This is a genomic window from Paenibacillus germinis, assembly GCF_013141785.1.
In the GTDB taxonomy this organism is placed as follows: domain Bacteria; phylum Bacillota; class Bacilli; order Paenibacillales; family NBRC-103111; genus Paenibacillus_E; species Paenibacillus_E phytorum.
On the sequence record NZ_WHOC01000019.1, the window covers coordinates 281,082 to 301,374 of the forward strand.

Annotated in this window: 25 protein-coding genes; all 25 read right to left on the reverse strand. The window is 41.0% G+C overall.

The features are described from left to right. Positions 1 to 10: 10 nt before the first annotated feature. The 25 genes from flhB to hslU all read right to left on the reverse strand — a co-directional run bounded on the left by flhB (position 11) and on the right by hslU (position 20,231). Positions 11 to 1,105: a flagellar biosynthesis protein FlhB gene (flhB, locus tag GC102_RS03610; protein WP_171688252.1), complete on the reverse strand. Its 1,095-nt coding sequence runs from the start codon at positions 1,103 to 1,105 to the stop codon at positions 11 to 13. A 10-nt stretch (positions 1,106 to 1,115) separates the two neighbouring features. Continuing rightward, complete coding sequence (gene fliR / locus GC102_RS03615) at positions 1,116 to 1,916, reverse strand: flagellar biosynthetic protein FliR (protein ID WP_171688253.1); 801 nt, start codon at positions 1,914 to 1,916, stop codon at positions 1,116 to 1,118. Between the two features lie 12 nt (positions 1,917 to 1,928). Continuing rightward, positions 1,929 to 2,198: a flagellar biosynthesis protein FliQ gene (gene fliQ, locus GC102_RS03620; protein ID WP_029195371.1), complete on the reverse strand. Its 270-nt coding sequence runs from the start codon at positions 2,196 to 2,198 to the stop codon at positions 1,929 to 1,931. 25 nt (positions 2,199 to 2,223) lie between these two features. Beyond that, the gene (gene fliP / locus GC102_RS03625; RefSeq protein ID WP_171688254.1) at positions 2,224 to 2,997 is read right to left on the reverse strand and encodes a flagellar type III secretion system pore protein FliP; all 774 of its coding nucleotides are present in this window, start codon (positions 2,995 to 2,997) and stop codon (positions 2,224 to 2,226) included. Then, positions 2,994 to 3,623, reverse strand: a complete 630-nt coding sequence (locus tag GC102_RS03630) for a flagellar biosynthetic protein FliO (protein WP_171688255.1) — start codon at positions 3,621 to 3,623, stop codon at positions 2,994 to 2,996. Before GC102_RS03630 ends, fliP begins: the two co-directional genes overlap by 4 nt. A 48-nt stretch (positions 3,624 to 3,671) precedes the next feature. After that, positions 3,672 to 4,034, reverse strand: a complete 363-nt coding sequence (locus GC102_RS03635) for a response regulator (RefSeq protein WP_029195368.1) — start codon at positions 4,032 to 4,034, stop codon at positions 3,672 to 3,674. Between the two features lie 24 nt (positions 4,035 to 4,058). Next, positions 4,059 to 5,351: a flagellar motor switch phosphatase FliY gene (fliY, locus tag GC102_RS03640; RefSeq protein WP_171688256.1), complete on the reverse strand. Its 1,293-nt coding sequence runs from the start codon at positions 5,349 to 5,351 to the stop codon at positions 4,059 to 4,061. After that, positions 5,341 to 6,339 (reverse strand): flagellar motor switch protein FliM, encoded by a 999-nt coding sequence (gene fliM / locus GC102_RS03645; RefSeq protein WP_171688257.1) that lies wholly within the window; start codon positions 6,337 to 6,339, stop codon positions 5,341 to 5,343. The genes fliY and fliM overlap by 11 nt, the downstream gene beginning before the upstream one ends. 35 nt (positions 6,340 to 6,374) lie before the next feature. Further along, complete coding sequence (locus tag GC102_RS03650) at positions 6,375 to 6,860, reverse strand: flagellar basal body-associated FliL family protein (protein ID WP_171688258.1); 486 nt, start codon at positions 6,858 to 6,860, stop codon at positions 6,375 to 6,377. Further along, positions 6,861 to 7,082 (reverse strand): flagellar FlbD family protein, encoded by a 222-nt coding sequence (locus tag GC102_RS03655; RefSeq protein WP_029195364.1) that lies wholly within the window; start codon positions 7,080 to 7,082, stop codon positions 6,861 to 6,863. 61 nt (positions 7,083 to 7,143) lie between these two features. Then, on the reverse strand, positions 7,144 to 7,968 hold the full coding sequence (flgG, locus tag GC102_RS03660; protein ID WP_171688259.1) for a flagellar basal body rod protein FlgG: 825 nt from the start codon (positions 7,966 to 7,968) through the stop codon (positions 7,144 to 7,146). Positions 7,969 to 8,057: 89 nt separating this feature from the next. Continuing rightward, positions 8,058 to 8,444 (reverse strand): TIGR02530 family flagellar biosynthesis protein, encoded by a 387-nt coding sequence (locus GC102_RS03665; protein ID WP_171648844.1) that lies wholly within the window; start codon positions 8,442 to 8,444, stop codon positions 8,058 to 8,060. Next, positions 8,441 to 8,884: a flagellar hook capping FlgD N-terminal domain-containing protein gene (locus tag GC102_RS03670; protein ID WP_376769344.1), complete on the reverse strand. Its 444-nt coding sequence runs from the start codon at positions 8,882 to 8,884 to the stop codon at positions 8,441 to 8,443. The genes GC102_RS03665 and GC102_RS03670 overlap by 4 nt, the downstream gene beginning before the upstream one ends. A 35-nt stretch (positions 8,885 to 8,919) precedes the next feature. Next, complete coding sequence (locus tag GC102_RS03675; protein ID WP_171688260.1) at positions 8,920 to 10,359, reverse strand: flagellar hook-length control protein FliK; 1,440 nt, start codon at positions 10,357 to 10,359, stop codon at positions 8,920 to 8,922. A gap of 32 nt (positions 10,360 to 10,391) precedes the next feature. Further along, entirely contained in the window at positions 10,392 to 11,309 is a 918-nt protein-coding gene (locus tag GC102_RS03680) for a hypothetical protein (RefSeq protein WP_171688261.1), read from the reverse strand. Positions 11,310 to 11,333: 24 nt separating this feature from the next. Further along, positions 11,334 to 11,777, reverse strand: coding sequence for a flagellar export protein FliJ (gene fliJ, locus GC102_RS03685; protein WP_171688262.1), 444 nt, complete (start codon positions 11,775 to 11,777; stop codon positions 11,334 to 11,336). 9 nt (positions 11,778 to 11,786) lie between these two features. Beyond that, entirely contained in the window at positions 11,787 to 13,112 is a 1,326-nt protein-coding gene (gene fliI / locus GC102_RS03690) for a flagellar protein export ATPase FliI (protein ID WP_171688263.1), read from the reverse strand. Then, positions 13,109 to 13,942 carry a FliH/SctL family protein gene (locus GC102_RS03695; RefSeq protein ID WP_171688264.1) on the reverse strand — a complete coding sequence of 278 codons (834 nt, stop codon included), beginning with the start codon at positions 13,940 to 13,942 and terminating at the stop codon, positions 13,109 to 13,111. Before GC102_RS03695 ends, fliI begins: the two co-directional genes overlap by 4 nt. Beyond that, positions 13,935 to 14,951: a flagellar motor switch protein FliG gene (fliG, locus tag GC102_RS03700; protein WP_171648839.1), complete on the reverse strand. Its 1,017-nt coding sequence runs from the start codon at positions 14,949 to 14,951 to the stop codon at positions 13,935 to 13,937. Before fliG ends, GC102_RS03695 begins: the two co-directional genes overlap by 8 nt. Before the next feature lie 12 nt (positions 14,952 to 14,963). Next, on the reverse strand, positions 14,964 to 16,547 hold the full coding sequence (fliF, locus tag GC102_RS03705) for a flagellar basal-body MS-ring/collar protein FliF (protein ID WP_171688265.1): 1,584 nt from the start codon (positions 16,545 to 16,547) through the stop codon (positions 14,964 to 14,966). A 43-nt stretch (positions 16,548 to 16,590) separates the two neighbouring features. Then, on the reverse strand, positions 16,591 to 16,899 hold the full coding sequence (gene fliE, locus GC102_RS03710; protein WP_171688266.1) for a flagellar hook-basal body complex protein FliE: 309 nt from the start codon (positions 16,897 to 16,899) through the stop codon (positions 16,591 to 16,593). Between the two features lie 20 nt (positions 16,900 to 16,919). After that, positions 16,920 to 17,369 carry a flagellar basal body rod protein FlgC gene (gene flgC, locus GC102_RS03715; protein ID WP_171688267.1) on the reverse strand — a complete coding sequence of 150 codons (450 nt, stop codon included), beginning with the start codon at positions 17,367 to 17,369 and terminating at the stop codon, positions 16,920 to 16,922. A 6-nt stretch (positions 17,370 to 17,375) separates the two neighbouring features. After that, entirely contained in the window at positions 17,376 to 17,783 is a 408-nt protein-coding gene (gene flgB, locus GC102_RS03720) for a flagellar basal body rod protein FlgB (protein ID WP_171688268.1), read from the reverse strand. Positions 17,784 to 18,006: 223 nt separating this feature from the next. After that, a complete protein-coding gene (gene codY, locus GC102_RS03725) occupies positions 18,007 to 18,792 on the reverse strand; it encodes a GTP-sensing pleiotropic transcriptional regulator CodY (RefSeq protein ID WP_029195350.1) in 786 nt (261 codons plus the stop codon). A 41-nt stretch (positions 18,793 to 18,833) separates the two neighbouring features. After that, entirely contained in the window at positions 18,834 to 20,231 is a 1,398-nt protein-coding gene (gene hslU, locus GC102_RS03730) for an ATP-dependent protease ATPase subunit HslU (protein WP_171688269.1), read from the reverse strand. Positions 20,232 to 20,293: the final 62 nt, after the last annotated feature.

Genomic DNA, 20,293 nt, shown 5'->3' on the forward strand with positions numbered 1-20,293 from the left:
TCCCTCCTCATTAGTTCGTTTTGCCCTTCACTTTATATACATAAGCCAATACTTCTGCGACAGCCTGGAACAGCTCAGCGGGAATAGAGTCACCAATTTCCACCTGTGCAAAGATCGCTCGAGCAAGCGGTTTATTTTCCATCGTCATAATACCGTTTTTCTTCGCAACTTCTTTAATCTTTAGAGCAACATAATCCGCTCCCTTAGCAATAACTGTCGGGGCTTGCATATTGTTCGAATCATATTTCAAAGCAACCGCAAAGTGGGTTGGATTGGTAATAATAACATCTGCTTTTGGGACTTCTTGCATCATGCGCTGCATGGCCATCTGACGCTGCTTCGCACGGATCTTTCCTTTGATAAGTGGATCCCCTTCACTCTTCTTATACTCATCCTTAATATCCTGTTTGGACATTTTGAGACTTTTCTCGTACTCATACTTTTGATATATGAAATCAAAAATGGCAAGGACAATTAAAATCGCTCCAATTTTGATCCCTAGTTTTAACGTGACTGAGGCAATAAATGAAAATGTACTCTCCAGAGGAGCATGACCAAGACCTAGCAGTTTAGCTTTTTCCCCCATTAATGTCGTATACACGACATAACCGATAATTAACATCTTCATTGTCGATTTAAGAAAATCCATGACGGTTCGCAGTGAAAAAATTCGTTTGAAACCCTCGATCGGATTGATCTTGTTAAACTTCATCATCAGGGGGTCGCCAATGAACATAAAGCCAATTTGTGCATAATTTCCAATAAAGGCTACTAAAACTACAAGGATGAAAATAGGAGCTAAAATGATTAACCCTTGTTGGACTAAATCTACGAATAATACCTGAACGTTTGCGGCTGTAATGTCTATAGTCAGTTGATTCTCATAGACGTTGCGAAAGATGTTTACCAACTTCTCTTTCATATAACCACCGAACATGAGGAATGATAGAAATGAAAAGAGTAATATAAATGCCGCAGGTAAATCCATACTCTTCGCAACTTGACCCTTTTTACGAGCATCTTGCCTTTTCTTTGCTGTCGCAGGTTCCGTCTTTTCCCCAGCAAACCATTGTAAATCGAGCTTCAATCGAAATGTTTGGGACACGGCTTACCTCCTACTTAGGTGATGGTTGCTGTGTGCCGCTAATCAGTTGAAGCAACTTCTCCATGTAATCAAAAATTGTTGCAAATAAATGTTGAAATTGTGATATTAATTCAGGGAAAAGAATGACAAGCAGGAAAAAACCAAGAATCATTTTCAAAGGTGCGCCAATAACAAAAATATTGAATTGCGGAGCCACTCTCGTTAAGAGCCCTAGTCCTAAATCTGTCAAAAAAAGGGCTGCTATGATAGGAGCAGCGAGTTGAAACGAGAGATAAAACATTTTAGATAGCGATTGAAATAAGAAATTCGAAATTTGTCCATCATAGATGCGTGAGAACAGTTGATTGTCCAGTGGTATCCAGCGGTAACTGTCAATAATTGCTCTGATCAAAAAATGGTGTCCATCAAAAGAAAGAAAAAGCAGCACGGCGACCATGTATTTAAGGTTACCTAACATTGGGGTTGAGGCCCCCGTTAGAGGATCAATCACACTCGCCATACTGAAGCCGATTTGCATATCCATAAAAGAGCCGGCTGTCTGGACAACCGTAAAAAAGATATAGGCGAGAAAACCAAGTAAAACGCCAACAAGCATTTCACGAATAATCAATAGAATGTATTCACCATCCATGGGAATGGGTTTATCCAACCCCATAGTCGCAAAAATGATTAACGAGATGAATACTGATAGACCGATTTTGAACATCATCGGAACATTTCTTGAAGAAAGAATGGGGACTACGACAAAGAACGATGTAATTCGACAAAAAATAAGCAGAAAGATAGGGATAACTTGGAAAAAGTATGTCATATCGCTCACAACCTATCCAACGAATTTGTAAAGGTTGTTGAGTAAATTAAAGGTAAAGTCAACCAGTGTATTCATGATCCAAGGTCCAAATATTAAAATAGACAGCAGAACCGCAACGATTTTGGGAACAAACGCTAGTGTTTGTTCTTGAATCTGCGTTGTAGCTTGAAAAATACTTATGATCAGACCAACGACAAGCCCAATAATAAGCATGGGCGCACTTGCTTTAAGCACGGTATAAACAGCCTCACCAGCAATCCGTATTACAAATTCCGATCCCATTTAGAAACCTCCGATATCTTGATCCTCAACCATAGCTTAGGAGTAATGATCTCACCACAAGATACCAACCATCTACAAGTATGAAAAGTAGAATTTTAAAAGGGAGTGAAATCATAACAGGCGGTAACATCATCATTCCCATTGCCATTAAGGTACTGGATACAACCATATCTATAACCAGAAACGGGATGAAAATCATGAACCCCATCTGGAAAGCTGATTTCAGTTCACTTATTGCGTATGCCGGAACTAATGAAGTAATCGGTATATCTTCTACGCCTGTAGGTGCTTTAGCTTTGGTGTAGTCTAAGAACAACTTTAGATCTTTCTGACGTGTATGCTTGAACATAAACTTCTTCATTGGTAAGGATGCTTTCTCAAAAGCCTGGGTCTGATTAATTTCACCCTTCAGATAAGGCTGCAGCGCTGTCTGATTAACCTCTCCCAAAGTAGGAGACATAATAAAAAAGGTTAAAAACAGAGCTAGTCCGATTAAAACCTGATTAGGCGGCATCTGCTGGGTTCCAAGTGATGTACGAACGAATCCAAGCACGATGACAATTCTTGTGAAACTAGTCATTAAAATAAGAAAAGATGGTGCAAGACTTAATACGGTTAATAAGAGCAATAACGTAACTGTGTTAGAAGATCCACCGGCAGTGCCACTAGTCCCAATATTCACATTTAACCCAGGTATCGGATTGGTTGGAACTGTTTCAGCAGCAGAAGCTGTCAGTGATAAGAGGAACACTGAAATCATGACAATCAGAAGCGTAAGAACTAATTTATTTCTTTTCATTCATCATTCAACCGATCTGTTTGTTTTTGATCAGAAAGCCATTCGTGAGCATCTTTATTACGGTTAGATACTCGCTGCAGCCTATCGTGAAATACTTGTTGAAAGGATGAAGTAATTTCTACTTCTTCCTCGATCTCTTTCTTTCTAACAGGAAGTTTGCTTATCCATTTGCTTATTGCACCAAAGCCCACCCGATCATCCTGAGAAGAAGTAAGCAATTCCGAGATATACGCAACTTCATCGGCGTCATTGATCTTATCCAACAACTGAATGTTCTCACCGACGCCAACCACGAAGAGCGAATGACCAATTTCAACAATCTGAATAGATTTATTTTGCCCGAGGGGAACTCCACCTAAAGAACGTATTGAGTTCCCGAACATAGTACCTTTATTTTTCTTAGCTATGTACTTCATAAGCACAAAGAATAAGAGAATAATTAATATAAGAAAGAAAATGACTTTAACAATCATGCCAAACGAATTAAATGAGTCGGTAGTCGGAAATTCCGATGTTGGAAGACCTTGTCCCGGCTCTGTTTCAGCAAAACTAATGGATTTGGTATATAACATTGTGACTACACTTAAAATTGCAGTAATCAGTCGTTTCGATTGGAGTCTTCTCATAGTCACAACCCTTTCGGTTTATGTAAGACTCAACCGAACGTAGACGGCTTAACCTAGAGTCTTTTTAATCGCTTCGATAACACGGTCTGCTTGGAATGGTTTCACGATAAAGTCTTTTGCCCCTGCTTGAATGGCATCAATAACCATGGCTTGCTGCCCCATCGCGGAACACATAATGACCTTTGCAGTAGGTTCAATTTTTTTGATTTCTTTCAATGCTTGAATACCATCCATCTCAGGCATCGTAATATCCATAGTAATTAAATCAGGTTTCAATTCCTTGTATTTTTCGATGGCTTGAGCACCATCATTCGCTTCTCCACAAACCTCATAACCATTTTTAGATAAAATATCACGAATCATCATTCTCATAAATGCAGCATCATCAACAATTAGAATACGGTTAGCCATGAGTAAAATCCCCCTAAATTTAAATTATTGTAACTTTTGAATTCGTTCCCACTGGTTAACAATGTCTGTAACACGGACCCCAAAGTTTTCATCAATGACGACAACTTCACCTTTGGCAATCAACTTATTATTTACTAAGATATCTACAGGCTCACCTGCCAGCTTATCCAATTCAATGATCGATCCCTGGGAAAGTTCTAAGATGTCTTTAATCACCTTATGCGTCCTGCCTAATTCTACAGTCACCTTAAGAGGTATATCCAGTAGTAAATTAAGATTTGTATCATCAGCCTGTCCCAACGAACCTGATTGTAAATTTCCGAATTGTACGGGTTGAACATTTACATTCCGATTCGGCATTCCACCATAAGCTGCCGGAGGCGGCTGATACATGGGTTGCTGTGGCGGGTACATAGGCTGTTGTGGTGGATACATCGGCTGTCCCATTGGTGGCTGTTGATACATCGGTTGTTCATACACAGGCTGCTGTTGTTGATACATTGGCTGCTCGTATATCGGACTAGGAGCTGCTGGAGGCGGTGTATGAGCTTCCTGTGCAGGTACTTGTGACGGTACTGATGACGGAGCCGGTGCTTGAGCCGCAGGTGCAGCTTCCATTGAAGAGTCAGAATCACCACCCATGAGAATCGATACCATTTCTTTGGCGAATGGAACAGGTAATAATTGCATGATGTTAGAATCAATAAGATCGCCAATGGCTAGTCGGAACGATATCTTTATAAATACGTCCTCGTCGGGTAGTTTTCCTTCTCCTTTCGACAAATTTAATATGTCGATTCCTGGAGGAGAGATATTGACAAATCGATTAAAGATAGTAGACATGGACGTAGCAGAAGATCCCATCATCTGATTCATGGCTTCTTGTACTGCGCTGATGTGAATTTCACTAAGATTTTCATCACCGCCAGTACCATCCCCGCCCATCATTAAGTCAGCAATGACCTGGGCATCACGTGTTTTAATGACAAGTAGATTAATACCATCAAAACCATCAACATAATTCACATGAACGGCAACATGAGGTCTTGGAAACTGCTCTTCCAATTCTTCTTTGCCAATAATTGAAACCTTTGGTGTCGTAATGTCTACTTTCTTTCCAAGCAATGTCGAAAGCGCTGTGGCCGCACTACCAAAAGTGATATTACCAATTTCACCAAGTGCATCCTGTTCTAGGGGAGATAAGTAGTCTTCAACTTTAGGAGGCCCATTATAAGAAGAGGCCGAACTATCGTCCGATGACTGTCTCAACAAAGCATCGATCTCTTCCTGGGACAAATAATCTCTGTTATTCGTCATAATCTTCTTCTCCTTCGTTTACGATTTCTGTAATTTGTACAGCCATCTTCCCTTTTAAGGTACCGGGGCTTCCGAGATATTTCAGCTTCTCGCCCACTTTGACTTGAAGCGAATCTTCGACGGATTTATGCAGTGGGATTACATCGCCAGGCACTAAGCCAAGGAAATCACGTATTGAAATTTCGGACGATCCCAATTCTGCAATGAGAGGCAGCTTGGTTTTTTCCAAGCGCGATTGAAGTGCTTCCACTTCTTCAGGTGCTCTCGTCTTCTTCTGGGAGACAAACCAGTGATGCACAGAAAGTCGAGGCATAATGGGTTCGATGACCACGTGAGGGATACACAAGTTGATCATCCCTGTTGTATCACCGATTTTGGTACTAAGTGATATTAGTGCAATAGTTTCATTAGGTGAAACAATCTGCATGAACTGCGGATTTGTTTCAAGGGCCTCTAAACGAGGTTGAATATCAATGACAGTCTTCCATGCCTCTTGTAAACTATCGAATGCTCTGCTAAAAATACGTTCCATCACAATCGTTTCAATTTCAGTTAAAGCATTAATTTTGGTTGGGGTCGTACCCGCACCACCTAACAAACGATCCAACATAGCAAATGCGACATTGGGATGAACCTCAAGCACCATTCGACCCTCTAAAGGCTCCGCTTCAAAGATGTTCAAAATGGTCATTTTCGGGATCGAACGAATAAATTCGTCGTAGGGCAGTTGTTCAACCTGGACAACACTAATCTGTACGAACGTACGGAGTTGAGCAGAAAAATACGTTGTCAAAAAACGTGCAAAGTTTTCATGAATCCGGGTTAAGCTACGAATATGATCCTTTGAGAAACGTACTGCTCTCTTAAAGTCATAGGCCCTTACCTTCTTCTGCGTTTCCTCTTTTTTAAGTTCATCCGCATCCATTTCGCCTGAGGACAAAGCAGCTAGCAAGGCATCGATCTCATTTTGCGACAGAACATCAACCATTCGAGTCACCTCCTTTAAGCAAAATCAAAAGCGAGTTATTGAAGTACTTTATCGGTTATCCATATTTGCTTAATTTTACCCTCATGTAACAAGGGGTTAAGCTTGTTCATTAACGTAGAAGTTAAACTATCTGAACCTTTACTACCTTCAATTTGTTCCTTTGTCAAATCCCCTAACGCTTGTACAATTGTGCCTTTAACAGCAGATTCTAGTAAACTGTCAAATTCTGTTTTAGTCTTCGAGTTCTCTAACTCAAAAGCGAAGCTGATTTTAATGAAATTTTGACTTCCAGATAAGTTGGTCAAAATATCTTTAATAATAGCAGTGTTTGCTTTTACAGCCTCAGCCGATGGCGCTTTCGTTGGCTTCACGCTTGCAACAGCTTCCTGAGCTTGTACCGCAGGGTCTTTGGATTGATTATTTTTCTCCATAAAGTTCCACAATACGAAGGCAGCCGTCAAAATCAGAGTAATTGCAATTAGAATGGAGACAATGAGTATGAAAATTTTGTTCTTAAACACTTACGAACCCTCCGCATCCCTGGACTTTATTGTCGCTCGCACTGAGCCAATCTCCTGCATGTAGGTCCGCACTAAGCTTACCACAACCTCTGCCTTTTCGAGTACTGTGATTTTCTTACCTGTTGTCAACGTGATCATAGTGTCTGGAGTCTCTTCAATAAGTTCGATCAGTATGGCATTCAGGATAATGGCTTTACCGTTTAAACGAGTGAGAGAAATCATGTTTCTCCTCCTGTATCAGGATAAGGGGAGACTAGCTCCCCTCTTTCACATCACCTTAAGATTAACGTTTAAGATTAACGACTTCTTGTAGCACTTCATCCGAAGTCGTGATAATCCGAGAATTCGCTTGGAAACCACGTTGAGCAATAATCATTTCGGTGAATTCACCTGTTAAGTCAACGTTCGACATTTCCAATTGTCCTGAGATCAGTGTCCCTGTTCCCGTTTCTGGATTACCTGGTGCACCAACATCAATTGTCGCTGGGTCTGGGTTCGCATTAGCTGTCATGCGATACAAATTCCCACCAATTTTCTCAAGACCAGAAGGGTTAATTACTTTAACGACGCCAACTTTCTGACCTGTAGTAACCGTTGCTCCTGTATTGTTAACACCAATAATATCTCCGTTTTGTGCTATTGAGAATGAAACAATATCATCAGGAAGCACTATCGGACCAGCACCTTCAGCACCCATAACATGAAGTCCTTCAGCATTAACAAGATTTCTGGTAGCATCTAAAGTAAAATTACCTGATCTTGTCAAGTATGGCGCGTCAACCTGCTCCGTTGTCCCAACAGCAAAGAATCCGTCACCGTTTATACGTAAATCAGTAGTCACATTCGTTGTCATTGCACTTCCAGCCGTATGTATTGTATCAATAGCAGCCAAACTAACACCTAATCCTACTTGCTGAGCATTGACACCACCGCGGTTCTCATCGGCAGCACTAACACCAGCAACGGTTTGACTAAGAATATCTTTGAACATAACACGGCTGCCTTTGAATCCGATGGTATTTACGTTTGCGATATTATTGCCGATAACATCTAATTTCGTTTGAAAACCACGCATACCTGAAACGCCTGAGTACAAAGATCTTAACATCTAATATGCCTCCTAATCGGATTAAAAATAAAATGAGCTGCTTCAATCGCTCCACAGCCCCAGGCTTCCTGCACGGTCGAGCCTGATGGTTAAGAAATAATAATGGCACTATCTATTTGCGTAAAAACATGTTCATTCATTGCGTTTCCATCAAGCGCCGTCACAACAGTTCGGTTAGGAACATTAACAATTAAAGCATTGCCACCCAGAATCATAAGCGCATCCTTAGCACCTTTTGCAGCAGCCTTGTCGATTGCTTTGTTAAGCTTATCCAATTGCTCTGGCTTTAATTGAATGTCTCTCTCTTTCAGTCTAACCTCTGCATGATGACTGAAACGAACAAATTGCTCCTGAAGAAGTTTCTGAAAAGTTGGAATACCGGAATTGGATGCCGGCTGCTGTACAGGTGTTCGTCTCGTAGACGCAGGAGAAACCGCATTAGGATAAAGCTGCCCTATGGATATTCTCTCTGTCATTTGGTTTCTCCAACATTCTCAATTTTCTTGAGCTTGTCAAGAGAAATTTCCTCTCCCTTCACATTGGCGTATTGATTTCCGTCTTTGAATGTAATGGAATCAATAACACCCGACTTTTCGACAGATGCTCCAGATGAGTCGATATCCGTCCATGTGATCGATTTCCCAATCAATCCTGAAACAAAACCAAGAGATTGACGCATTAGCTTCATTTCACCGGCCATATTCGTAAGTTGCTCTACGGATGTGAATTGCGCCATTTGTGCAATAAACTCTTTATCTTGCAAAGGTTGCGTTGGGTCTTGATTTTGAAGTTGAGTAATCAAGATTTTAAGGAAATCATCTTTGCCTAATGTATTGTTGTCTTTATCTTTGCTTTTTGCATTTTTGCCGGCATTGATCAAATCGGCAACATTACCTGAAATCGGGGCTGTAGCCACACTTTCACCTCCAACTACTTCACATTGATTGCTTATTAGGCAATAACATCGAAGGAGTTTCCATTAACTGCAGTTCGTATTTGAGCTACATTTTCTATTTCTTGATTAAAATCAAGTGATTCTTCATCGTAGTTACTTGATCCATTTTTACTTTGACGCTGAGATTGACCAAATGTTTGCTGTTGACGTTGATCTTGGAACATACTGGATTGCATGTTTTGATTTTGAGTGACCTCAAGCTTCTCAACTTGCAAACCTTGTATTTGAAGTGCTTGTCTTAGCTGTGGAAGCTGACTTTCCAACATCTGTTTACCAGCTAAGGAATCTGCTGCAAATTGTGCAATCAGTTGTCCATCCTGCATCGAAATTCTTACATCAATATGACCGAGATTTTTAGGGAATAAAGATAGTTTAGCTTCAGAAAAACCGCCAGCCATCGTAATCTTCATATTCTTCAAAACATGCTCTGTCATTTCTTCTGTAAAATTCGCTGCATTAATCGTTGTTGTTGGCACTTTATCAACTGCAATTGAGGCCTGTTGTGATTTCTGCAGATCACCTATCGTAACAATGGTATTCGTTGCAGTAGCGGTTTCAGTTGGCAAATCAACTAGATCTACTAATGACTCTTCGGATGTTGTAGTTGACTCGATAACTGGTGCGTGAAGTACATTCTTGATTGCTAAAAGCTCAAGTTTTGACTTTGTTGGTTGCACAAGTGTAAATGAATATCCATCTATCTTCTGCTCAACACCAAACTTTTTCGTCTGTTTAACATGACTAGCTCTGTCAACAGATGGGGTATCACTTTTACTTCCTTCTACCAAACCTTCAATGGCCTTAGACGTATTCGTTGTTGCAGCAGTTATTGATGATGGTCCCTTCAGAGTCGCCATCAGTTCTGGAAGCAAAGGCCCAATCGTGCTAAGTAAATCCTCGTTCAAAAACTTCAAAATAGGATTGTCAGGCTGCTGTTTAGTCAGAGTTGTCAGTGTAAGCAAAGTATTCTGAGCCTGTAAGTTTAATGTATCTGCAGGCTGAAGATTCAATCCATTCGGTAGTGCGAAAGCCGCGTTAGATTGAGCATCGCTAAGTGTACTTAACAATTGCTCAGCATCTTCAAACCACTTTTTTACATTGGGATCTTGTAATAATTGTTCAGCTAGCGCAGGATTACTGTTCATTGCCTCCAAAAGCATTTCTGGTAGAGGTTGATCTTCAGTCCCTTGTTCGACCTGCTGTACAGCGGCACCTTGAAGGGGCATTACCAAGCTTTGAAGCATTTGAAGCAGCATGTTCAGAGAAAGGGCTGGATCGGAAGCATTTACATCAGCAGAAGCACTCTCTTGTACAATTTGACCATCTAATACTTGATTAAAAGAAGTATCTTTGGTAGCCGTTTCAGTCGCACTTGCTTTACCTGTTGCTGTTGAAGCCGTATTTCCAGTAGGTACTGTTGGCATTTGTACGTCCATTTTTTTCACCTCCCTCCGTGAAATCAATGACATTACTGAACAAGTTTAGCTGTAATTGAGGCTGCGATTTCTTTATTTGCGTCTGACAAAGAAGACATTACTTTAGAACGAGAAGCGTTATCCATCCCACTGAGAATAGCTAACACTTTATCAGGATTAGATTTATTCATTTCCAGTAAAACATTTGAAGCACTCTTTGGCGTCATGTTGGCAAAAGTTTGCCCTAAATCTGTTTTACTTACGGATGTTGCAGCCTTGGTCGAGTCTTTTGCTCCATTCGTTGCCAATCTCTCTTGCAAGGCAGCGATTTGTTTATCGCGAGCTGGAACAACATCCTTAACCCCAATAGATGCCTCAGCCGCTTTAGTCGGATCCATTTTTTCAAGAATTGCTCCACGGCTATCTGCTTTCATCATTGAAAAGACTAGTACCATTTCTTTAGGTGTCAATGCTTCAATGATAGGGGCCGCTTTACTTGGATTCATTTTAGAATACATACTCGCAAGTTGAATAATTTGATTGTTGTATTCTTCTTCGGTTTGCGTCTTATTCTTCAGCTTCTCTTCCAGTTCAGTTAACTTCGCCTGAGCATCTTTCAATGAAAGATCCTTCTGTTCGGTTGTCGAATCAGCTTTCTGCAAAGCCGTTTGAAGTTCAGCAATTCTTGTGTTTAGCTTCGTAATCTCTTCATCTTTATTCTTGATGCTTTGCTCAGTAGTCGGTACTTTACCATCACTAGTCACTACTGCTTTTTCTTTGGGAGCAGGGACGATTGTCCCAATGACCGGTGTATTGTGCAGCGCCTTTTGTATACTGCTTTTGATATCATAATCAAATATTGACAAGAGTACGAAAAGCAAAACTGCCGTAAACACAAAGGGGATGACAAACCATATCAGAAATCGTTCCAGTGCACTATAAGATGCACCCTCTATGCCTGTATCGGCCATCTCCTCTTCCCTCCTTTACCTTCTTCAATACGTTAGTCGTCTGAAACGGTTGGTGGCCATTTCGTCTAGAGCTTCTTGCTCTTTTTTGGCGACAAAAGATTGAAATTGGTTGTAAGCCTTCTCTCTTGCCTTCGACCAAACTTTCTCATCAATCATTCTTTCCGAAAGATGTTCCTGCTTTTTGTACACGACATGCTGTGCTTGCTGCACATCCAAATGCTTGCGTGCGATCTGTTGATCAACATGATTCATGTAGTTTTGCATTAACAGCATCTTGGATATGGATACCGAACCGCTAGATACATTTGCCATTTCGTTATGCAGGCTATCTTTTTGCTCAAACAATCCATGCAAGCTCGTTTCTTCGTTCCTTAGTTGCCCCATTGCCTCAGACAGTATCCACTCTGCCTGTGTTCGTTCATTGTTTTTCAAATCGACAATTTGCTGGAAAGAATAACGAAAATTCATTCAGGAGCCTCATCCCTTATAAAATTCATGAATCAAACGTTCTTGAGCTTCTTCAAACGTCAACTTCTCAGAGGTTTTTTGCTTTGTGAAATCCCATATTGCCTCGATATTATCCATAGCGATATCAATATTTGGGTTAGAACCTTTTTGGTATGCCCCTATATTGATAAGATCTTCCGAATCTTTATATATAGAGAGAAGACGCTTCAATTGATCAGCTGCTTCCATGTGTTCAGTAGGAACAATTTCTTTCATGACTCGGCTTACGCTGGATAAAACATCGATGGCTGGGTAATGACCCTTATTAGCAATGCTGCGATTAAGGACAATATGTCCATCCAAAATACCTCGCACTGCATCAGCGATAGGCTCATTCATGTCATCCCCATCTACAAGCACGGTATAAAATGCGGTAATGGAGCCCTTTGGCCCGGTACCTGAACGCTCTAAAAGCCGTGGTAGCATGGCAAAAACCGAAGGCGTATAACCACGTGTGGCTGGAGGTTCTCCAACAGCAAGTCCGACTTCACGCTGCGCCATAGCAAAACGAGTGACTGAATCCATCATCATCATGACATTTAAGCCGCGATCTCGAAAATACTCGGCAATACTAGTTGCAATCATCGCGCCTTTGATTCGGATCAGAGCTGGTTGATCAGATGTTGCAACAATAACAACGGATCTAGCAAGTCCTTCAGGACCTAAATCTCTTTCGATAAAGTCTAGAACCTCTCTGCCACGCTCACCAATAAGAGCAATGACATTGACATCTGCGGATGTATTACGGGCAATCATTCCCATCAATGTACTTTTACCTACACCAGAACCTGCGAAAATACCGACACGCTGACCCTTACCAATTGTTAATAAGCCATCAATACAGCGAACACCAACCGAAATTGGATTCAGAACGCGTGGACGTGTTAGCGGGTTACCGGGTACATTATTCGTTGAATATTGCGCCATTCTAGAAGGAAGGAATGAACCATCTAAGGGTTGTCCCAAACCATCTAATACCTTTCCAAGCAGCTCATGGCCAACTTGGACAGTAAGCGGCTTTCCGGTACCTACGACATCGCATCCAGGACCTATTGCATCCAAATCACCGAGCGGCATCAGGACTACTTTATTGCTGCGAAATCCAACGACCTCAGCCTTTAGCGGCTTGTTAGACTTGTGCGGATATATGTAGCAAAGATCGCCAATGCTCACATCAGGTCCTTCTGACTCAACTGTCAGCCCTATCACCTGCGTCACTTTACCGTTCACACGAATCGGATCAATTGTATGTAGATGTTCCTTGTATTTATCAGCATTTGGCAGCTTGCTGCTCATAACTCAGATACCTCACTTTGAGTTGCCAATTGTCTTAGCGCCGACTTAATCTCTTTTAACTGAGTATCAATTCTGGCATCAATGCTTCCAAATGAGGAACGTATCACACAGCCACGGTCTTGTACCGTAGAGTCCGGGATAATTTGTAGTTCTGCTTGTGAATCAATAGAAGTTAGTAACTCTTCGCGTGCATCTTGGATATACGCAAACTGTGAAGGCGCTACGCAAAGCGCGATGATTCCTTTTTCTCGCCTACGTGAAAGTACCATCTGAATTAAATCAATTACCCATTCTGGATTTAAAGTTAACTGACGCCCAATTACTTTTTCAGCGATGGAAGTGCTAAGTTCAATTAAGAAAGGTTCTGATTCTTGAATGATTTGCTGCTTAAGCTTGTAAGCTTGTTCCAAAATGGATCGAGCTTCTGATAACATCTCACCGTATTCTTGACGGAGATTATCTTCGGCTTGAACAATCCCTTGTTCGTATCCCTCTTCAAATCCTGATTGCCTGGATATCGCGATGTGCTCTTCATCTTCAGCACGGCGGCTCTCCCACCAACTCGTGATTTCTGCATGCGTTTGTTCACGAAGTGCAGAACACTCTTGCATAGCCTGATCGATTTGTTCATGGGCAAAAGTCTCAGCGTCTTGAAGGATCTGCTCCTTCATACTTGTGGCTTCTGTCAGTTCTTGCTGCTGCTCAGGAGTCAATTGATTGGCTTCATCAGTTAACATACCTGCGCGTAATAATTCAAGAGGTGAAATCGTTTCTACTAATTTCTTATCATCTAACGGAAAGTAAGCAAATGATTTAATGACATTAGACAATAATATCATCTCCTCCACCACGTGCGATGATGATTTCACCAGATTCTTCTAAACGACGAATCGTTGCAACAATTCGGGTCTGAGCTTCTTCAACATCACGTAAACGTACGGGTCCCATAAATTCCATTTCTTCCTTAAAGGTATCCGCCATACGTTTGGACATATTCTTGAATAATGCATCGCGAACTTCTTCGCTTGCAACTTTAAGGGCAAGCTGTAAGTCAGCATTCTCAATGTCGCGAATAATTCGCTGAATGGAACGATTGTCGATATTGACAATATCTTCGAAGACAAACATCCGCTTCTTAATTTCTTCCGCAAGTTCCGGATCCTGAATTTCGAGGGAATCAAGAATGGTACGCTCTGTACCCCGATCGACACCATTCAGAATTTGAACGATGGAAGCAATACCACCTGCATTTGTGTAATCCTGAGTTACAGTTGAAGATAGCTTTTGTTCAAGAACGCGTTCTACCTGACTAATGACTTCAGGTGAGGTGCTATCCATTAGTGCAATACGCTTAGCAACATCAGCTTGCTTTTCCTGTGGTAATGACGACAAGATGATCGATGCTTGATCTGCTTGCAAATAGGACAATACCAAAGCGATTGTCTGAGAATTCTCATTTTGAATGAAGTTAAGAATTTGAGCAGGATCTGCTTTTCTTGCAAAATCGAAAGGTCTCACTTGCAGAGTTGCAGTCAGACGATTGATAATATCAAGCGCTTTTTGTGATCCCAATGCTTTTTCCAAAATATCCTTGGCGTAAGCAATACCACCTTGAGAAATAAACTCTTGGGCTAAGCAAATCTGATGAAATTCAGATAAAATAGCTTCTTTTTCATAAGAATCTACTTTTCTAACATTTGCAATCTCTAGCGTTAACTGCTCAATTTCTTCTTCTCGCAAGTGTTTAAATATTTGAGCAGACACCTCAGGGCCTAAACTGATCAAAAGAATGGCTGCCTTTTGTCGTCCGGTTAACCCTTGCAGAGCAGCTTTGGCCATACAAGTGCACCTCTATTCGTCTACTAACCAAGTACGAAGCAAATTGACAAAGTCTTCTGGTCGCTTTTTGGCTAGAGTTTCTAGCTGCTTGCGTACTTGATTGTCATTAGTAACATTTTCGATATCAATCGTCGGAAGCTCTGCCTTACCTGCTGCAATATTCATTTCTTGTTCCAATTGTTGCTGCGCAGCTTTTCTACGTTTTCTAATTGCAAACCCTGCAATTAATCCAATTGCAAGCGCCGCTAAAGCTAAACCTGCATAAGTTAAGTATGTTGTCGTTTTCGAAGCGAGAGTGTCCGTTGGTCTAGCGAATGAATGTGCGAATACTGTAACTTTTTTCTGTAAATCTTCGTCTGTATATGTAACCTTGTTATCAGCTAAAGCAGTTCTTACAATGTTTACAAGTGCACTTTGGACCGCAGCCTTGGTCTCAGCCGTCAATGAGTTCGGATCATCTTTAACTGGAGGCTCAATCCCTACATTAATACTTAAATCTTTCACCACATACGGTGTAGAGATAATATCGTTAGTAATTCGATTGACTTCATAATTGACAGTCTTATTATTTTTCTCTGAGTTAGACTTGCCTGAGCTGGCCGCTCCCGGATAGCCTGGAACATCTGTAGTCCCTGTACCTGGTACACCACCTGTATCAGCCCCATTGTTTTGATACGACTCACTTGCTTCCTGCAGTGAAATTTCCAACCCTTTTTGATCCACTTGATTCGGAGCGCTGACAAGCTGCTCTTTACTTTTCTTTTGATCAAAATTCATTGTTGAGAATACACTTACATTCACTTTGTCACGGCCAAACATCGTACCCAGCATCGTATTGATATTCTTTTGCAAATCATTTCGGAACTGGTTATTAATATCCGCTTGACTAGTGACTAAACTCGTGGATGACGCTCCGCCTACCTTCGAAGATACAAGACTCTGTCCATACTGGTCTGAGATCGTAATATTCTCTAGAGGGAGATTCTTAACACTGTGCGATACTAAATTATAAATCGTATCAACCTTTGCTTGATCTAATGTATAGCCCTGTTTGGTTTGCACGACAACAGATGCCGTTGCTTTTTCTTGCTGTTGCTGTAAGAAAGGTCCTTCTTCTGGAAGTGAGATGAGAACTTTAGAACTAGCGATTGCTTGATTAGAATTAATCAACTGTTGAAGCTCGCCTTGTATCGCGTTCAAGTATTTCACTTTGAATTCGTTGTCTGTAATACCAAATGAGCTGCTGTCACTAAATGCACCAAAGCCTAATGAGCCGTTCTTATTTAAACCTTGAGACTCAACACCAAGCTTTACATTTGCTACTTCGCTTGTTGGTACTTCGATACTTTTACCATCAGCACTAAGATGATACGGAATCTTTGCTGTATCTAGATATGATTTAATGGCTGAAGCATCACTTGGCTGCAATTCTGTAAAAGCGAGTGAATACTCCGTTTTTGATAAATTAAAACTTATAATTGCCGCAGTAAGAATCAGTAGGACTACCGTTGCTATAAAAGTGATTTTCGTAGTTCTACTATAACGATTCCAATATTGCTTCACCTTTTCCCAGTACTGGAGCAGGTTCTCGTTCACTCTGTCACCTCATCGAACCAAAATTTAGCAGCATCTAAGTCAATCACAGCTGCATTCTCATCATTTCTTGGTAAGCTTCAAGAACTTTATTTCTGACTTGTACAGTCAACTCAAGTCCTAGCGATGCTTTCTCAGAGGCTATTGTCAGTTGATGAACATCGGAAAGCTCACCTTTAATGAAACTCTGATTCAAGTTGTCTACTTGATTTTGTTGTGTGTTTAAGTTTGTCATTGCGTCATTCAGGAACGAACCGAATCTTTTACCAAGGTCAGCAGCCCCTTCACCGGAGTTATCCTTTGGTTGAATGGAACTCATGATGTTTAATGGACTGTAACTTATTTTGTCAATCATGATGCAACCTCCTGTAGTGGTTATCTACCAATCTCCAAAGCTTTGGTTATCATTGATTTACTTGCATTAAGGGCGGTTACATTCGCTTCATAAGATCTAGTAGCAGAAATCATATCGACCATTTCTTTAAGTACATCGACATTAGGCATGTAAACGAATCCATTCCCATCCGCATCTGGATGAGTTGGGTTATAGACCTGCTTCAAAGGTGACTTATCTTCAAAAATCTTATTCACCCGCACACCTTCACCTGTACCATCAGCCATTGCCGAATTAAGCGACTGCGCAAAGCTGGGCTGAGGTTTCGTTTCAAAAGCAACTAACTTCCTTGTATAGGGAACCCATTTCCCATCTACGAACTTAGCACGTGTTGTATCCGCATTCGCTATATTAGAAGAGACAACATCCATTCTTAATCGCTGAGCAGTCAGTGCCGATGAACTGATGTCAAATCCATTGGTTAACCTCATTGGTTATTACTTCCCTCCTAAGACTGTGCGCATTTTTTTGAATTCACTGTTCATTTGCTGAATCATTGCATTGTATTTAAGTTGGTTTTTGGCCATTAACGACATTTCATAATCCATATCGACATTATTCATATTGTTGTTAATCGCTGTCGATTCATCTGTTTTTATTTCTGAATTTGGCAGATTTGTAGATTTCCCTATTATGAAATGCCTAGGGTCTGTCCGATAACCTTCTATAGGAGGTGTTGATGAATTCATCTGACCTTGTAAAAGTTCTTCGAACACGACATCCGAACGCTTAAAGAAGGGTGTATCCGCATTGGCTACGTTGTTTGCTACAACCTTTTGTCTTAGAGTCGATGCATCAAGCGATCGCTCCATCAAGTTCCAACTTGGTTTGTCTAACAAAGACATTTCGATACCCCCGACTATAGAATATTTGACATATACTTCAACATTGTATTTATCGATTCCTTCTTATTTCGACATTATTTTCATAAAATAATTTGAAATGGTCCTTATTGTAGAAATATGTAAAACATTCGCCTGACCTTTCTTATCATCTAAGATATTACGATAACTTACAATAAGAAAAAAGCCCTATCTTTTACAAGACAGGGCTTTTCTATGTGTTTATCTACAATTTTGTTTTTAATTGCTCGATACTTTGTATTAATTGCTCATTTAAAATACGGATATAAGTGCCCTTCATACCAAGCGAGCGAGTTTCAATAACTCCGGCACTTTCCAGTTTGCGAAGTGCATTAACAATAACTGAACGAGTAATGCCTACCCGATCGGCAATTTTGCTCGCTACCAAAAGACCTTCCTTACCGTCCAATTCTTCAAAAATGTGTTCCACGGCTTCCATTTCACTGAAAGATAAGGAACCAATCGCAACTTGAACGACCGCTTTGCTTCTAGCTTCTTCTTCTATTTCTTCGGCACGTTCTCTTAATATTTCCATCGCGATAACGGTAGATCCATATTCAGCCAGAACTAAGTCATCATCAATGAAAGTTCCTTCACTACGACTTAAAATAAGCGTTCCCAAACGAGAGCCACCACCAATAATTGGTACTAAAGTAGTATGCGTATATGGAAACATATCTTTCATTTGCTCCGTGTAATAAAAATACGGACTGTCAGGTTCTGCTGTTGATGATGTTTCCTCAATCTTCAAGAGCAGATTGTTGGACTCCATCGGAAATCTGCGTTCAATTAATATTGTCTGATTCATTTCCGGTGAAACAGGATCATTCGTTACCGCATATCCTAAAATTTTGCCTTTGCGGCTAACGACGTAGATATTCGCAATAACAATATCACGCAGAACCTCGGCCATATCCATAAAGCTAACTGCATTGCCAGCTTCTTTTTGCAGCAAGCGATTTAGCCTTCTTGTTTTATTTAATAAACTCATTTAACTGCCTCCTACTTACATAACCATGCGATAGTTCTTTATTATAAGATATATTGACTCAAATCTCTGTTTTGAACAATATCACTAAGCTTCTCACGGACATATTCCGGGTTAATGACAATGGACTCCAATGTAATCTCAGGCGCTTCAAAGGATAAATCCTCCAGCAATTTTTCTAAAATAGTGTGTAATCGCCGAGCACCAATATTCTCCGTATTCTGATTAACTTCAACCGCGATACGAGCAATTTCATAAATAGCTTCGTCCGCAAACTCAACCGTTATACCTTCCGTTTGCAACAAGGCTGTATATTGTTTTGTTAATGCATTTTTGGGTTCTTTTAAAATAGAAACAAAGTCTTCCAAGGTCAAGTTACTTAATTCTACTCGAATTGGGAACCTTCCTTGAAGCTCTGGAATTAAATCAGAAGGCTTAGCTATATGGAAAGCACCTGCACCAATAAATAAGACATAGTCCGTCTTCACTGGACCATATTTGGTTACAACCGTCGAACCCTCTACAATAGGCAAAATATCTCGTTGAACACCTTCCCGAGAGATGTCCGGTCCGCTACCGCCGCGGCTATTACTAGCGATCTTATCGATTTCATCAATAAAAATAATACCGGATTGTTCGGCGCGGTTAACAGATTCCTGGATCACTTCATCCATGTCAATCAATCTTTGCGCTTCTTCTTGAGCTAGCACTTTCCTAGCTTCCTTTACAAGCAACTTACGTTTCTTCATTTTTTTCGGGAGAAGATTGCCGAACATCTCCTGCATATTCATACCAGCTTGTTCATTGCCTTGACCAGCCAGCATATCCATCATCGATGGTGAGGAGTCTTCAACCTCAATTTCTACGACTTCATTTTCTAATTTACCATTAGTCAATTGCTCTGCGATTTGAGCCCTTTTGGCGGCAAGTGAAGGATCTGGAGCACTTTCTTCTTGATCCGGTTGGTTTTGCCCTCCAAACAGCATTTCAAGAGGGTTACGCTGTGTTTTGGCGCGCGTAGGACTTGGCGCCAGCAAAGTAACAAGACGCTCGTTAGCGAGCTTCTCAGCACGGTCTTTAACCTTCTCCATCCGCTCAGCCTTTACCATACGCACGGATGTTTCGATCAGATCACGTACCATTGACTCCACATCGCGACCAACATAGCCGACTTCTGTGAATTTGGTGGCCTCTATCTTAATAAATGGTGCGCCAACCAACTTAGCTAGTCTGCGTGCAATTTCAGTCTTACCAACGCCGGTAGGCCCGATCATGAGTATATTCTTCGGAACAATTTCATCCCGCATAGCCTCATCCACGAGGTTTCTCCGATAACGGTTTCGCAGCGCAATAGCAACCGATTTCTTCGCTTTTTTCTGACCTACTATGTATCGATCCAATTCTTGGACAATTTGTTTAGGTGTAAGGGAGCTGTTTGCCATTTTGTACCCTCCTAAAAGTTTTGCTTTAGCAAAACTAACATCGTAAGCATTAACTTTTCAAT

Excerpts from the sequence above, each read along its gene's own strand:
- codY (WP_029195350.1), bottom strand. The coding sequence starts at position 18,792 with ATGAGTTTATTAAATAAAACAAGAAGGCTAAATCGCTTGCTGCAAAAA.
- fliP (WP_171688254.1), bottom strand. The coding sequence starts at position 2,997 with ATGAAAAGAAATAAATTAGTTCTTACGCTTCTGATTGTCATGATTTCA.
- fliM (WP_171688257.1), bottom strand. The coding sequence starts at position 6,339 with ATGGTTGATGTTCTGTCGCAAAATGAGATCGATGCCTTGCTAGCTGCT.
- flgB (WP_171688268.1), bottom strand. The coding sequence starts at position 17,783 with ATGTCTTTGTTAGACAAACCAAGTTGGAACTTGATGGAGCGATCGCTT.
- flgC (WP_171688267.1), bottom strand. The coding sequence starts at position 17,369 with ATGAGGTTAACCAATGGATTTGACATCAGTTCATCGGCACTGACTGCT.
- GC102_RS03675 (WP_171688260.1), bottom strand. The coding sequence starts at position 10,359 with ATGGACGTACAAATGCCAACAGTACCTACTGGAAATACGGCTTCAACA.
- GC102_RS03655 (WP_029195364.1), bottom strand. The coding sequence starts at position 7,082 with ATGATTTCTCTCACTCGTTTAAACGGTAAAGCCATTATCCTGAATGCC.
- GC102_RS03635 (WP_029195368.1), bottom strand. The coding sequence starts at position 4,034 with ATGGCTAACCGTATTCTAATTGTTGATGATGCTGCATTTATGAGAATG.
- fliR (WP_171688253.1), bottom strand. The coding sequence starts at position 1,916 with ATGACATACTTTTTCCAAGTTATCCCTATCTTTCTGCTTATTTTTTGT.
- fliJ (WP_171688262.1), bottom strand. The coding sequence starts at position 11,777 with ATGAATTTTCGTTATTCTTTCCAGCAAATTGTCGATTTGAAAAACAAT.
- GC102_RS03680 (WP_171688261.1), bottom strand. The coding sequence starts at position 11,309 with ATGGCCGATACAGGCATAGAGGGTGCATCTTATAGTGCACTGGAACGA.
- fliQ (WP_029195371.1), bottom strand. The coding sequence starts at position 2,198 with ATGGGATCGGAATTTGTAATACGGATTGCTGGTGAGGCTGTTTATACC.
- GC102_RS03665 (WP_171648844.1), bottom strand. The coding sequence starts at position 8,444 with ATGACAGAGAGAATATCCATAGGGCAGCTTTATCCTAATGCGGTTTCT.
- fliE (WP_171688266.1), bottom strand. The coding sequence starts at position 16,899 with ATGATTGACAAAATAAGTTACAGTCCATTAAACATCATGAGTTCCATT.
- GC102_RS03630 (WP_171688255.1), bottom strand. The coding sequence starts at position 3,623 with ATGAGAAGACTCCAATCGAAACGACTGATTACTGCAATTTTAAGTGTA.
- hslU (WP_171688269.1), bottom strand. The coding sequence starts at position 20,231 with ATGGCAAACAGCTCCCTTACACCTAAACAAATTGTCCAAGAATTGGAT.
- flgG (WP_171688259.1), bottom strand. The coding sequence starts at position 7,968 with ATGTTAAGATCTTTGTACTCAGGCGTTTCAGGTATGCGTGGTTTTCAA.
- fliG (WP_171648839.1), bottom strand. The coding sequence starts at position 14,951 with ATGGCCAAAGCTGCTCTGCAAGGGTTAACCGGACGACAAAAGGCAGCC.
- fliY (WP_171688256.1), bottom strand. The coding sequence starts at position 5,351 with ATGACGAATAACAGAGATTATTTGTCCCAGGAAGAGATCGATGCTTTG.
- fliI (WP_171688263.1), bottom strand. The coding sequence starts at position 13,112 with ATGAGCAGCAAGCTGCCAAATGCTGATAAATACAAGGAACATCTACAT.